Origin of the sequence: Rheinheimera soli, assembly GCF_021290985.1 — a bacterium.
In the GTDB taxonomy this organism is placed as follows: Bacteria; Pseudomonadota; Gammaproteobacteria; order Enterobacterales; family Alteromonadaceae; genus Pararheinheimera; species Pararheinheimera soli.
Genome location: NZ_JAJOYU010000011.1, coordinates 1 through 13,724, shown reverse-complemented (window position 1 = coordinate 13,724; position 13,724 = coordinate 1). Strand labels below are relative to the sequence as shown.

The 13,724-nt window shown below is 46.5% G+C and carries 12 protein-coding genes; 9 read left to right on the top strand and 3 right to left on the bottom strand.

From position 1 onward, the window contains the following. Positions 1-52 precede the first annotated feature (52 nt). Together LSG37_RS09390 and LSG37_RS09385 are read left to right on the top strand one after the other, a co-directional pair. Positions 53-1,813, top strand: a complete 1,761-nt coding sequence (locus LSG37_RS09390) for a sodium:solute symporter family protein (RefSeq protein ID WP_233079630.1) — start codon at positions 53-55, stop codon at positions 1,811-1,813. Positions 1,814-1,828: 15 nt separating this feature from the next. Next, positions 1,829-3,541: a hybrid sensor histidine kinase/response regulator gene (locus tag LSG37_RS09385; protein WP_233079629.1), complete on the top strand. Its 1,713-nt coding sequence runs from the start codon at positions 1,829-1,831 to the stop codon at positions 3,539-3,541. Between the two features lie 4 nt (positions 3,542-3,545). On the opposite strand, the gene LSG37_RS09380 is transcribed toward LSG37_RS09385, so the two are convergent. Continuing rightward, a complete protein-coding gene (locus LSG37_RS09380; RefSeq protein WP_233079628.1) occupies positions 3,546-4,439 on the bottom strand; it encodes a LysR family transcriptional regulator in 894 nt (297 codons plus the stop codon). A gap of 175 nt (positions 4,440-4,614) precedes the next feature. Between LSG37_RS09380 and LSG37_RS09375 the strand changes: the two genes are divergently transcribed. Both LSG37_RS09375 and LSG37_RS09370 read left to right on the top strand, forming a co-directional pair. Continuing rightward, positions 4,615-4,806: a hypothetical protein gene (locus LSG37_RS09375; RefSeq protein WP_233079627.1), complete on the top strand. Its 192-nt coding sequence runs from the start codon at positions 4,615-4,617 to the stop codon at positions 4,804-4,806. A 140-nt stretch (positions 4,807-4,946) separates the two neighbouring features. Next, the gene (locus tag LSG37_RS09370) at positions 4,947-5,753 is read left to right on the top strand and encodes a glycoside hydrolase family 19 protein (RefSeq protein ID WP_233079626.1); all 807 of its coding nucleotides are present in this window, start codon (positions 4,947-4,949) and stop codon (positions 5,751-5,753) included. Positions 5,754-5,878: 125 nt separating this feature from the next. Here the strand turns inward: LSG37_RS09370 and LSG37_RS09365 are convergent, their stop codons facing one another. After that, entirely contained in the window at positions 5,879-6,526 is a 648-nt protein-coding gene (locus tag LSG37_RS09365; protein ID WP_008899872.1) for a response regulator, read from the bottom strand. An 84-nt stretch (positions 6,527-6,610) separates the two neighbouring features. Next, complete coding sequence (locus LSG37_RS09360; protein ID WP_233079625.1) at positions 6,611-8,914, bottom strand: TonB-dependent receptor; 2,304 nt, start codon at positions 8,912-8,914, stop codon at positions 6,611-6,613. A 211-nt stretch (positions 8,915-9,125) separates the two neighbouring features. Here LSG37_RS09360 and LSG37_RS09355 point away from each other — a divergent pair, with 211 nt between their 5' ends. From LSG37_RS09355 to LSG37_RS09335, 5 genes are all read left to right on the top strand, one after another. Next, complete coding sequence (locus tag LSG37_RS09355) at positions 9,126-10,427, top strand: GntP family permease (protein WP_008899874.1); 1,302 nt, start codon at positions 9,126-9,128, stop codon at positions 10,425-10,427. 27 nt (positions 10,428-10,454) lie between these two features. After that, positions 10,455-11,603: an E22 family MetX-like putative esterase gene (locus LSG37_RS09350; RefSeq protein WP_233079624.1), complete on the top strand. Its 1,149-nt coding sequence runs from the start codon at positions 10,455-10,457 to the stop codon at positions 11,601-11,603. Positions 11,604-11,992: 389 nt separating this feature from the next. Then, entirely contained in the window at positions 11,993-12,472 is a 480-nt protein-coding gene (locus LSG37_RS09345; RefSeq protein WP_233079623.1) for a GNAT family N-acetyltransferase, read from the top strand. 92 nt (positions 12,473-12,564) lie between these two features. Then, positions 12,565-13,146 carry a hypothetical protein gene (locus LSG37_RS09340; RefSeq protein WP_233079622.1) on the top strand — a complete coding sequence of 194 codons (582 nt, stop codon included), beginning with the start codon at positions 12,565-12,567 and terminating at the stop codon, positions 13,144-13,146. A 111-nt stretch (positions 13,147-13,257) separates the two neighbouring features. Continuing rightward, complete coding sequence (locus LSG37_RS09335) at positions 13,258-13,434, top strand: hypothetical protein (RefSeq protein WP_233079621.1); 177 nt, start codon at positions 13,258-13,260, stop codon at positions 13,432-13,434. The last annotated feature ends 290 nt before the right edge of the window (positions 13,435-13,724 follow it).

Here is a 13,724-nt window from a genome sequence, read left to right as displayed (position 1 = left end):
GATGCAAATACTAGACAGCTATTCCAACATCAGGGCAGAATGAAAATATGCTGTGGCCGCTGAAGTGATTATGACCTTACCTGCCAGCACCATTGGTTTGGGAACCATTGCTGCGTTGTCTTTACTCTATTTACTGGTGTTATTGGGCGTTGGTGCTGTAGGCCGCAGGCTGCAGCGTCGCCATCCACTGTCGCCCTGGATTTTCAGCTTTGCTTTATCCATTTATTGCACTTCATGGGCTTTTTATGGAGTTACCGCTCAGGCTGCGGTAAATGGCTGGTGGATCCCCCCCACTTACATCGGCTCATTAATTTTATTCTGGTTTGCTTTTGGCTTAATAGGCCGGATAGCCATTGCCTGCCGTCGCTACCGTATTACCTCAGTCGCCGACTTTATTGCCACCCGCTATGGTCATTCCCGCTTATTGGCGATACTCACCACAGTCATAGTGCTGATCGCTATTATTCCTTACATTTCGCTGCAGTTGCAGGCCATCAGCACCAGCATTCAGGCATTGGTAGTGATGCAGGACAACAGGCCCTGGTATCAGGACACAGGGCTTTATGTCACGCTCTGGTTAGCTGTTTTTGCTTTATTATTTTCCGGGCGCAGCGCCAAAGCGCATCAGCCGAACCCGGGTTTAATGGCTGCTATAGCTTTTGAATCTCTGGTGAAATTACTGGCGCTGATTGCCATAGGTATTTTTGTTTGTTGGGGCATGTTTGATGGCATCACTGACATTTTCAACAAAGCGGCTGAACATCAGGCCGTGCAAGAGTTACAGCAACAAGGTCAGCCTTCTTATGTGTACTGGGTGCATGTGTTATTGGGTTTTGTCGCCACTTTATGTTTACCCCGCCAGTTCCATGTCAGTTTTGTCGAAAACCAGCAGTTAAGTCACCTGCATCAGGCCCGCTGGATTTTCCCTGGTTACTTGCTGCTGATGAGCTTCTTTACCCTGCCTTTGGCGTTAGCCGGCATTATGATGCTGGGGCCACAAGCCAATGTAGATTTAGTGGTGCTGCAACTGCCGCTGGCGGCCAACCGCACCGACATCGCTTTGCTGGCTTATTTGGGCGGATTCTCGGCCGCGACCAGCATGGTAATAGTCGCGACTGTGGTGCTGGGCATTATGGTCACCAACGACTTACTCACTCCGCTGATTTACCGCAAACAACAAAACGAAAACCCAGGCCAGCAAAAAATCAAAGTAGTCACCTTAAGGCGCTGGTCCATGCTGGCAGTGCTGTTTCTGGGCTATTTATATTATCGCTGGATAGGCACTGGTACTGGTTTAGCTCAGCTGGGTTTAATGGCTTTTGCCTTAATAGCACAGCTGGCACCGCCGCTGATTTTAGGCTTATTCAGTCAACGCATTAACCGTCAGGGCACAGTGGCGGCCCTGTGCAGCGGCCTTGCGATTTGGGCTTATATTTTATTACTGCCCGAACTTGCCAGAGCGGGTTTTATCAGCGGCGACTGGCTGACTGAAGGGCCTTTAGGCCTGAGCTGGCTTGCCCCTACTCAGCTGTTTGGCGGGCATCTCGATTCAGTCAGTTTAGGGGTAGTACTGAGCTTAACTGTTAATACGCTGATGTTGCTGCTGGTCAGTCACTTCAGCCAAACACGCTTAGGCGAATGGCTGGAAAGTTACCGTTTTTTACGTCGTCCAAGTCAGCCAAGCGCAAGCAGCCAAAACCCAGTTCTGAGCGTGCAGGACGGTTATTTATTAGTACGGCGTTTTGCCGGAGAAAAAGAAGCAAAGAAACTGCTGCAACGCTACAGCAAAACTGCGGTAGAGCCTGAACAATGAGCCAATCCGCAGTTTATGCAGGCGGTAGAACGCAGTCTGGCGGCTGTAGTAGGCGGTGCTTCTATGCGACTGTTGCTGCAAGCTTCAGGTAAACATGCTCAGTTGCCTATTGAATCTGTGGCTCGTTTTGTTGACGAAGCCAGTCAGGTGTTTCAGTTTAATCAGGCCTTGTTACACGCCACCATCGACAATATCAGCATGGGCATCAGTGTAGTGGACGCCGATATGCGGGTTATTGCCTGGAATCAGCGTTACCTCGAATTGTTTGACTACCCTCAAGGTTTAGTTGAAGTAGGCAGGCCAGTGGAAGAACTGATCCGTTATAACCTGCAGCGTGGTCTGGCGGGTCAGCCTTTATCCCAAGTGGAACTCAGTCAGGAAATACACAAACGGCTGAATTATTTACGTCAGGGCAGCAGCTATAAATTTCAGCGCCAGCAACAGGATGGCCGTATTTTTGAAATGCAGGGCAACCCTTTGCCCGGTGGTGGTTTTGTCACTACATACAGCGATGTCAGCTCCTTTATTGAAGTGCAGCGTGAACTGGAACAAAGCAATAACACGCTGGAACAACGCGTTAAAAGCCGCACTGCGGAGCTTGAAGAACTGAACCGCCAACTGGAGCAGACCAAACAACAACTGGAAGCCAATACCGCCGCCAAAACCCGTTTTTTTGCCGCCGCCAGTCATGATTTGATGCAACCTTTTAATGCCGCCGCCTTGTTTTGTGGCCTGATCCGCCAGCAAAGCCAACAGGATGAAGTGAAACAACTGGCACAAAATTTAAGCCATTCGCTGAATTCCGCTGAAGAATTACTGGCGGCTATTCTGGAACTGACCAAACTGGATGCCGGGGTGGTCAAAGCTCAGCCTGAAACTTTTGCCTTAGCTGAATTATTGGATCAAAGCGCCCGTGAAGCCGCCGTATTAGCCCATAACAAAGGCTTAAGTTTCAGTTATATTCCGACCCGCCTTGGCACCTTAAGCGATGCCAAATTATTAAAACGGGTGATCCAGAATTTATTAGCCAATGCCTTACGTTACACCCACAGCGGCAAAATTCTGTTGGGGGTAAAACGACAGGGAGAGCAGCTGCAAATTTGTGTCTGCGATACTGGCATAGGGATCAGTGAATCAGACCAACAAAAAATCTTTGATGAATTTCAGCAAGGCAGTCAGGCCGACCAAAAAGGTTTAGGTATTGGCCTGGCTATTAGTCAGCGTATTTGCAGCTTATTAGGTCATCAAGTCGGCTTTAGTTCTGCTGTTGGCAAAGGCAGCTGTTTTTATATCAAAGTTCCGCTGGCCAGAGTCAGCCAGCGTATATTGCCCCAGCTTAAATCCAGCCAGCCCAGCCGCTTTGCCGGACAACGTATTCTGCTGATGGATAACGAAGCCGTCTTGCTGCAAGCCGTGTCGCAATTACTGCAAAGCTGGCACTGTGATGTCATGGCCGTCAGTGCTCCGAATGAAGCATTAGCCGCGGTACAACAAGGCTTTAAACCTGATTTGATGTTGTTTGATTACCATCTGGATCATGGTGCGACCGGAGTTGAAGTTGCCATACAACTGGCAGAGCATTTTGGCATCACTGCACCAGTGGTGATCAACTCAGCCGACCAAAGTGGTGACATTCGTCAACACGCACTGAATGCTGGTTTTCATTTTATGCTCAAGCCACTCAAAGAAGTGTCGTTAAAGCGGCTGTTGCAGCGTTTGCTGAATTAACAGCTTATGCAGCAAACTGCTGCTGCAAAAACTGGATCACCACCTTTAACCCTGCCTTCATATGATGGCGGTTGGGGTAGACCAGGTGCAGCGGCAAAGGCTCCGGCATATAGTCTGGCATCACTTCCACCAGACTGCCGTTTTGCAGCTCCTTCTCCACCTGATAACGGGTGACAAATAACAAGCCCATATCGGCCAAAGCTGCGTGTTTCAGCGCTCTGTTGCTGTTACACAAGACCCGGCCTGTGGTTAGCACTTCAATGCGCTGATCCTGGTATCGAAAATACCAGGTCCGATCGGCAATAGATGAACCTGAACTCAAACATTGGTGCTGACATAAATCAGCAGGGCTTTGTGGTGTGCCAAAGGCTTGCAAATAACCGGGGGAAGCCGCCAGTGTGATAGGTAAACCCGGCAAAGAACGGGCTATTAAACTTGAATTCGCCAGTTGGCCAAAACGAATGCCTAAGTCCATTTTGTCAGCAATCAAATCTATCACTTTGTCGTTTAGATCCAGTTCAACGCTGAGTTTAGGGTACTGTTTCAACAACTCTGGCAACAAAGGGGCAATCCGCAAAGTACCAAAGGTAACGGGCACACTAATACGAATTAAACCCGAGGGTTCGTCACGAAGTTCGGATAAGTGATGTTCAGCCTGATCGGCCTGAACAACTACCTGCTGACAGTACTCAAAAAATGCCTCGCCCTCTGAAGTTAAGCTCAGTTGGCGGGTGGAACGCTGTAATAAACGCACGTTTAAATGTTGCTCTAAGCGACTGATGGCTTTACTGACAGCGCCCTTGGACATATCCAGAGCCACAGCAGCCTGAGTAAAACTGCGACTTTCCACTACTTTGGCAAATGTAGCCATGTCACTTAAACGTTGTAGCAACGACATCCCTGCACCTTTTTCTTATGCTGTTTTGCCCTTGATTTTAACCGGATTTTTTCACTCTGACTGTTTCTTTTAGGAAACTATCTGTCTTTGTTGGGGCAGCTAATCAAAGCCATGGGTACTGTTTACACTGCTCAGTATTCAAACAGCGGAATTGATACAACAGGAGGGAGCTAGTATGTTCAGTCAAAGCTTAATTCAGGTGTTTAAAGGCTTAGCTGATTTTCATGGTTATGTGCCAGTGACTCCTGTAACCCAAACCTCTCCTGATAAAACAACAACGGCCTGTCAGATAAAACCCGCTGTTGTTACCTCAATTTCAAAGTCATCAGTGGTTGCCAGTTGCAGCCAAACAGCAGTTCCTAGCTAAAAGGCGTTGCCGCCTCTTGTGCCCACCCTAGCGGTGGGCTTTTTTTTAAAGAAATGTAGTAAGACAACTATTTTCCTTTTCTTCCATAAAAACTGCACCATACTTTGTACCTGTTCTGTTTGAACGACAGGGAGAGCATCATGCTTTATCAGGTCAAAACCGGAGATACATTAAGCGCCATTGCCGCCCGTTATTATGGTGACAGCAGTAAAGCAAACTGGATCGCCAGCCAGAATCATTTAGCGAATGCCAATCAGATTTATCCGGGTCAACAACTGGAATTACCAGAGTTGACTTCAACAGAATTGGCTTCAACAGAAGCAACGTTAGTCAGTCCGGCTTTGCTGTCAGCTTTGTGCCCTGCTTTAAACGCCAGCGATCTGAATCTTTTCTGCAAGGCGTTGGAGCTGGATTTGCCTAAAGCCCAGATCACTCCGCCTCTGTGTGTCGCCCATTTTATGGCACAAACTGCCCACGAAAGTGCAGGTTATGCTCAACTCAGAGAGAACCTGAACTACAGCGCCTCAGCCTTGAACTCTTTGTTTGCCAAATATTTTGTTGGCGTTGATGTAAATGAGTACGCCCGGCAACCAGAAAAAATCGCCAACCGTATTTATGCCAATCGAATGGGTAATGGTGCTGAACAAAGCGGCGATGGCTGGGCATACAGAGGCCGGGGCATTATTCAACTGACAGGCAAAGCGAACTACCAGGCTTTTAGCAAGGACTGGGGCACAGATGTGGTTAATCAACCTGATTTGGTTGCCTTAGATCCTGTGCTGGCCGTTGCATCGGGCTGTTGGTATTGGCAAAAGCGCAATATTAATGCCGCTGCGCAAGCAGATGATTTAATGAAAGTAACCAAGCTGATTAACGGCGGCACCAACGGCATTGAGGACAGAGCGCATTTGCTCGGCATAGCTAAACAACAGATGGGACTAAATTAACCACTGCCTGTCCATTAGGTTGAAATACCCGCCCAGCTCTCTGCAATTAATAGATAGGTTGAGCGGGCGACCATAAAGGTCGCCCCTACGATTTCAATACCACTCAAGGAATAACGGGGGATAAATTAAAACTCATCCGGTAGCTTTAGCTTTTCAAACAAAATGCCGGCCAAAGTACGATTGTTCACATTCAATTTTCGCAGTATCGCCGACACATGCTGTTTGATGGTGGTTTCCTGCACCTGCATTTCAAAGGCAATTTGTTTATTCAGTAAACCGTCGGCAATCATTTTCAGCACGCGGAATTGCTGAGGTGTCAGTTGTTCCAGCCTGCGGGCAAAATCCTGATCAATCAGATCTCTGGCTTTTTCCACATCGTTCACCAGCTCAGCTGGCACCCAGGTTTCCCCTGCTACCACTTGAGCCACTGCTTCAGATAATAAATCCAGTGGCGCAGATTTTGGAATATAAGCCGAAGCCCCCAGCTGCAACGCTTGTTTAATCACAGCAGGATCTTCAATGGCAGACACCATTAAAATAGCAATATCAGGGTATTCAGTACGAAGTGAGGTTAAACCGGCAAAACCTTCAGCATCCGGCAATTTTAAATCCAGGAAGATCAGTTCGGTATCCGGGTGTTGCAGCAATAAAGCCCATAACTGCGCCATGCTATTGGCTTGCAGCAGCACAGCATCAGTGCCAAGAATTTGTTGGGAAGCCTGTGCCAGAGCGACACGGAATAACGGATGATCATCAGCAATAATTGCAATCATAACAGCGCAGTATCAACTCTTTAAAACCTCTTTTAAACATACTGAACCGGGGCTTCCGCCCCGGCAAGTGTTTTTTCGTATTGATTAGAAACGATAACCAACGTTTAAGGTCACTGTCCGTGGTGAACCGTAGTAGCCGATAAAGGTATTGTCTCCACCTAAGCCCGGCTGAAAGCCACTTGGCTGAGTTTCGTCAGGAGTAACAAAAGCGTAGTTACCCACTAAGTACTCTTCGTCCGTCAGATTTTTGCCATGTAAGCCTAAAATCCAGTGGCCGTCATTGCTGTACCAGGTTACTCCTAAGTTCACTAAACCATAGCTATCCTGAGTTAGCAGGTTATCCAGTTCCACCAGAGAATAATCACTACGGTAGCTGTAGTTACCCGTCAAAATAACATCACCGCTCGCCATACCCGTAGTGTAGGTGAAGCCAATATTACCCGTAGTTTCAGGAGTATTGGTAATGGAGAAACGATCTGAAATATCCACAGGCTGTCCAGCCGGAGTAAAGCTGATAGCTTCTTCAAACTCAGCATCAATTAAACCCAGATTTGCGTAGATTTCAAGATCTGCACTGGCCGCCCAGGTGAATTCCAGCTCTGCACCTGTCGCTTCAGAACGACCTACGTTACCTAAACGCTGGTTCAGTACTGAAGCATCGCTTGGATCAGGGATCACTGAAATATACTGACGGTCTTTGTGGTCGAGCATAAACAAAGTTGCATTCACCCGAACGGTGCGGCTCCAGTCACTTTTCATACCCAACTCATAAGAGTTGACAGTTTCAGGGTCAGCAGCTGGTTCAGCTGTTGTGGCACGTGGGTTAAAAGTACCGGATTTAAAGCCCTGGCTAAAACTGGCAAACCACATCAGATCATCTGTTTGTTTAAATTCCACACCCAGTTTAGGCGTCAGTTTCGACCAGCTTTCTTCGTCATCCAGCACCACAGGCGTAGTTAAACCGTCAGGACGTACATAACCAGGCACCCAACCCGACTCTGGATACACATTACTCGTAATCAGACCATTACGTACCACAGCTGCTTTATCATCTTTGGTATAACGTAAGCCCGCAGTAACAGACCATTGGTCATCCAACTGGTAAGAGCCTTGTGAATAAGCCGCAAAACTATCGCTGTCGCTGCAGCCGCCGACCTCGCGGGTTAAACCGGGCAGGCCTAGAGACCGGCCGAACTCACCTAAAATAGCGTCAAACACACCACAGGAGTCAGCTGTGTAGTAATACAAGCCAGACACAGCCGTCAGTTTGTCTCCTGTGTAATTCAGCTGGAATTCCTGCGTAAACTGCTCATCATCATAAATGGCAGGCACGTCAAAAATCACAACGGACGTATTATCAAAATCAATGTTGGTGGGTGAATAACTTTCGCGCTGAGAAGTAACAGACTTAAAGGTAAAGCTGTCGCTCAGCATCCAGTCAGCAGTTAAACTCAGGCCTTCAGTTTCCACTTTGTTCCAGGTCGGTAAACTGGTGTAAGAGTCATAAACACTGTCAGGAACAGGAGCATTCGTCAGCAAGCTTGGTACTAAACGATAGCCGCCTTTGGAATTCGACTTGTCATCAGTTTTGTCATAATTCAGACGGAAAAACAGCTCATCAGAAGGACGGTATTCCAACGTCAGACGCGCGGCCTGCAAATCTTTGTTGTAGTTTTCAGTGTCCTGACCAGGAATAGCCGAAGTTAAAAATTCACCAAAACCATCACGCTGCAGATTGGCATAACCCACACCTAAATAGAGTTTGTTTTCAACCAGAGGCAACTGCCCCGTCAGTTTGACATCACGCTGGTTATAACTGCCAATGCCAAGATCAACTGCCATTTCCGCATCACCAGACATAGCTTTGGTCACGTATTTAACAGCACCACCTATAGTGTTTTTGCCATACAAGGTGCCCTGCGGACCACGCAATACTTCTATACGTTCAATATTCATAATGTCCAGCACAGCGCCTTGTGGCCGGGCAACATACACATCATCAATATAAATACCTACACCAGGTTCATAACCCCAGAGCGGGTCTTCCTGACCTACGCCGCGGATAAAAGCTGTCAGAGTACTATTGGTACCACGGCTTTGTTGTAAGGTGGTATTAGGTGAAAATTGTGCAACTTCAATCACTGAAGATAAACCACGTTCGCTGATATCTGTTGCCCCTAATGAGGTAACAGCAACAGGAACATCCTGCAGATTTTCTGAGGTTTTACGTGCCGTTACCTGGATGACTTCCAGCGTTGCTTCTTCTTGTTCTGCCGTGTCGTCGGTGGCCTGTTCTGCCAAAGCCGGATTAAATAAAGCTGAGCCTACCAGCAGCGCTAATAAGGTCGGTTGGAATACAGTCTTCGTCTTCTTATTGTTATGGGCCATGTGCCTTCTCCTGCTAACTTGTCCAGTACCACTCTAGGCTGTCCTGCTGAAATGTTAAGCTGTACCTTAGTACTATACCCGCCACAAACTACACTCAAGCCAATGAAAATAAAAGGATTAACCAAAACAGCATCTGAGAGACTGTACCTTAGTACTATGGTTTGCAGCTTTACTTTCCACCAGACTGAAAAAAAAATACAAGGTTGTTTCTATGCTGAGTTTATTTGGTTTACTGGCGGGACTGGTGTTATTGATAGTACTGACAATGCGCGGCGTGAATCTGTTTATTCTGGCACCGCTGTGCGCTTTGTTTGTCGCTTTATTTAATGGCATCCCATTTTGGCTGGCCGACAACCCGGCCAATTTTGTGCAGGGCTATATGTCAGGTTTTGCTGGTTTTGTCTCCAGCTGGTTTTTAATGTTTTTATTGGGTGCACTTTTTGGCAAGCTGATGGAACACACAGGAGCCGCTGACGCAGTGGCACTTGCTATTGTAAAACGTATAGGCAAACAAAGAGCTGTTTTGGCTGTGGTGCTGGCTTGTGCTGTGCTGACTTATGGTGGTGTCAGTATTTTTGTAGTGGCTTTTTCCGCATACCCCATGGCGGTGAGTTTATTTAAAGACGCCAACCTGCCACGGCGCTTTATTCCGGCTACTTTAGGTTTAGGCTCTGTCACTTTTACTATGACATCAGCAGGCTCACCGGAAATTCAAAACTGGATCCCTATTCAATACCTGGGCACCAGCCCTTATGCTGGCTGGGAAGTCAGCATCATAGTGGCTATTTTTATGGCTATTATTGGCTACTGCTGGCTGATGAAGATGATCCAAAGCGCTATGGCCAAAGGTGAAAAATTTGAAGGTCGCGAAGCGGACCCTGTAGTCGGTGACAAAGCTTTACCTCATCCAATGATGGGCATTTTACCTTTGCTGGTGGTGTTGATATTGTCTTATCTGCTGCACGATTCCATGCAACAAGCTGCCTTGATCGTGGCGCTGACAGGTGGTGTCACCACTTTGTATTTGTTAAATCGTAAGTTCTTAACCTCTTTGGGGCAAACCTTAGATCAAGGCGCAACGGGGGCTTTAATTGCCATAGGCAATACAGCCGCAGTAGTGGGTTTTGGTTCTGTCGCTAAGTTAACACCGGCTTTTGCCGCTGTGGTAGACACCATGACGCATTTACCAGGTTCTGAACTGATAGGAGCTGCAGTAGCCGTCAGTATTATTGCCGGTTTAACAGGTTCAGCTTCTGGTGGTCAGGCCATCGCCTTGCCGGAAATAGCCCCTGTGTATTTAGAGCGAGGCGTGGATGCCGAACAGCTGCACCGCGTGGTTGCAATCTCATCCGGCGCTTTAGACTCACTGCCGCACAATGGTTATGTGGTCACTACCATTCGTGCTATCTGTGGTGAAAGCCACCAAAATGCCTATTGGCCTGTGGCTGCTGTGACAGTAGTGGTGCCTACGCTTGGTGTGATCATGGCTATTTTCCTGTTCCAATGGTTTTAATCAAAGGCATTTAGAAGGACAAAACGAATGAAGTCATGGCTTGGATTTATTTTACTCTTCAGCAGTTTTTTCGCTGCAGCAGAGCTGCCTTTGGTACAAAAACAGCAGTTGGAACTAGATCGCTTCACCACCCAAAGTGGCGTGGTGTTAAAACAAGTGAAAGCTGGCTGGGAAGCCTATGGCCAACTGAATGCCGATAAATCCAATGCCATTTTAATTACTCATTTCTTTTCCGGCACATCCCATGCTGCAGGTAAATACCGCGCTACAGACGCAGCACCTGGCTACTGGGATAGTATTATTGGCCCGGGTAAAGCCATAGATACCAATAAATTTTATGTTCTGAGTGTTGATAGTCTGGCCAACCTGAATGCCTTTTCACCCGACGTGATCACCACAGGCCCTGCCAGCATCAACCCCGACACAGGTAAGGCTTATGGCCTGAGTTTTCCAGTCGTTACCATTCGTGATTTTGTCGAAGTGCAAAAAGCCTTACTGGATAAACTCGGTATTAAAAAACTCTATGCGGTGATTGGCCCTTCGATGGGTTCTTTTCAGGCCATTGAATGGGCCGTCAGTTATCCGGATAAAGTAGAACGTTTATTGCCAGTGATAGGCACAGCTTATATCGACAGTTTCAGTGCGATACGGCTGGAGCGCTGGGCTCAGCCAATTAAACAGGACCCAAAGTGGCATAAAGGTGCATACCCCTTAACAGAGCAACCTCAAGGTTTAACCCGGGCTTTGGCTTACGTGATTCAGGACGCCTTGCACCCGGATTTATTTAACCAAAGCTACCCTGCCCCGGCTTTGGATAAAGCCATTCATCAGGATATTCAGGCAGAATTACCAGCATGGGATCAGTTAATGAAAGCGGCTAAACAACGTTCAGCCCAAATGGACGCCAATTCGTTGTTGTATCTGGTCAGGGCTTCACAATTATGGCGAGCTGGTATGGGCGACGACTGGCAGAAAAAGCTACAAAGCGTGAAGGCCAAAACTCTTTGGTTGCCGGCCACAGGAGATTTATTACTGACTCCGGCTATGGCAAAACAAAGTAAAGCTCAGATGCCTGATGCATTGTATGAAGAAATTTCAGGTCAGGCCGGGCATTTAGACGGGCTACTAAATATTCAGAGCAAAACGGAACAAATCAGAACCTTTTTAGCTCAGTAAATTATCCAATCACTATTTCTATCCACCCTGTTGAGGTTTGCCTTCCTCTGGTTCAGCTAAAGCTTTTGCTTTGGCTGTTTTTTTTCGCGCTGAGCGTGCCAGAATCTCGTTAATCAACTGAAACTACGCTTACCTTTGGATGGCACAGTTATTTGTTGCTGAAGAAGGAAAAACAATCTAATTTAGAGGCTTACGAAGCCAAAGCCTGTCAATAGCAGGTAGCCAAATGGGAATAACGTGCCAGCAAGATTTTCCCTGAATATAGATACGCCTTTTAGAAATACACTCTGTGCATCAAATAATTAACAGCGGCATGTTAGCTGATAGAACCCGGCAAAGCGTGCTGGTGCAATATACAAATGTTATGTTCAATCGATGGAGTATCAAACATGATAGACCCAATGGAATCGCTCATAGGCTTACAAGAAGCACTTATTGCCAGAACTGTCCAGTTACAGAAATGCGAGCTTCATCCAAGTATCAGAGTCTTGCTTGATCATCCAAATGATACTCCACGATTTACCTACGCAATAATTGAAGATAACAAAGTCCAAGCTATTGCCCTGTTTGTGCTAACAGATCCAGTGAGCGGGACTCCATGCTTTCAAATTGGGTATGCCGTTATAGAAAAAATGCGTAATAAAGGAGTAGGCAAAAAAATTCTGGAAGAAGCAATAGAAGAGCTTACCCATGGTCTAAGCCGATCATCAATAAAGGAATTTTATCTTGAAGCCATTGTTTCAACCTTTAATGAAGCCTCCAACAAAATCGCTACTAAGTTAATTTCTGCTGCTGTGAAATGCGATAAAGATGCCTACTCCGACGAACAGGCTTATCAATATTTGCGTAAAATCTGCACAAGCTTATAAGAACTGGTTCAAACCGTTCTCTGCGTTCACTGGGAAGGATTAAGGCCCGTCCCTTAACCAAACGTTATACGTCCTAGTATGAGGCGAAGAAAATGACCACAAAGAATCGCACGAAGGCTCGGAAATCTTCAGTTGATGTTATTGCTAAACTTTCTACAGACGAAAAAGGTGAACCACATAATCAAATCCATGCTGATGGAGGCTTGTTGACTGGTGCAGCCTTGGTCGGAGGTGCAAAGCTGATCTATGAAGTGGGAAAAGACTTGTACGTTAGACTAAAAAAAGGAAAGAGAGTGTTCTGCCAAGTCATAGATAGTTGTTACCACGCAGCACAGAAGCAACATCGCGTCAGAATTAGGATAGCTAGTGCATATCTTCACGGTATCTATATTGAGTCAATTAGCTCAGAAGCTATCAAACATAGTTCAATACAAATATTTTCTATACATATACCGCCAAAAATAAGTATGAGCAATGTTCCACAGTTGCCGATCACTTTCCCTGTTCATCTAAGTCCTAGTGATAGCCTAGATTTTGAAATTAGTTTTCCGGAGATAACGGATTTGGTTTCTACTAAAAATGAAGGGTTACAGCTCATTTTTAGATACGTGCTACTGGACAAACTTGGCGATCAGGAAGAGAGCATAGAAACCATTAGGCTACGCTGGTCATAATTTGTATGTATCTATGCGCATAACAAACAGAACAACAATGCGCTTTCGCTGCGAGACGCTGTGAACCGCGCTCATTTTCAAGAGCCTTAGGCTAAAAAGGAAATCGCAGAAATGGTTGCAGAATACATAAGTGGTTTAAAAGCCGCATGGGATGTAGCAAAAGTTCTAAAAGTTGCAACCGATGCAATAGATGATGCGCATATTAAACTTCAAATGGCAGAGCTAATAAGCGCTCTTGCGGATGCCAAATTGAAGCTGCCGAAAATGCAGAGAAAATTTCTGAATTAAAGAAATTATTAAAAACAAAAAGTGAGCTCAAATATATTGAGGGGAAATATTTCAAAGTTGGCGAAAATGGCGAGCACGACGGGCCATTTTGCTCCACATGCTATGACACCACAAGTAAGGAAATTCGCTTATTGCATATTCCCGGTTCATACGGCGGGGATTGGCAGTGCCGGGTCTGCAGCGGTTTATTCAGGTAATAACTAAGAGTCCAACAATGCAATCAAACGGATGGCTTTTAAGTTGTAACTTTGGCCTTCCCCCTAATTGAAGTTTTAATGTCCAAACCGAAT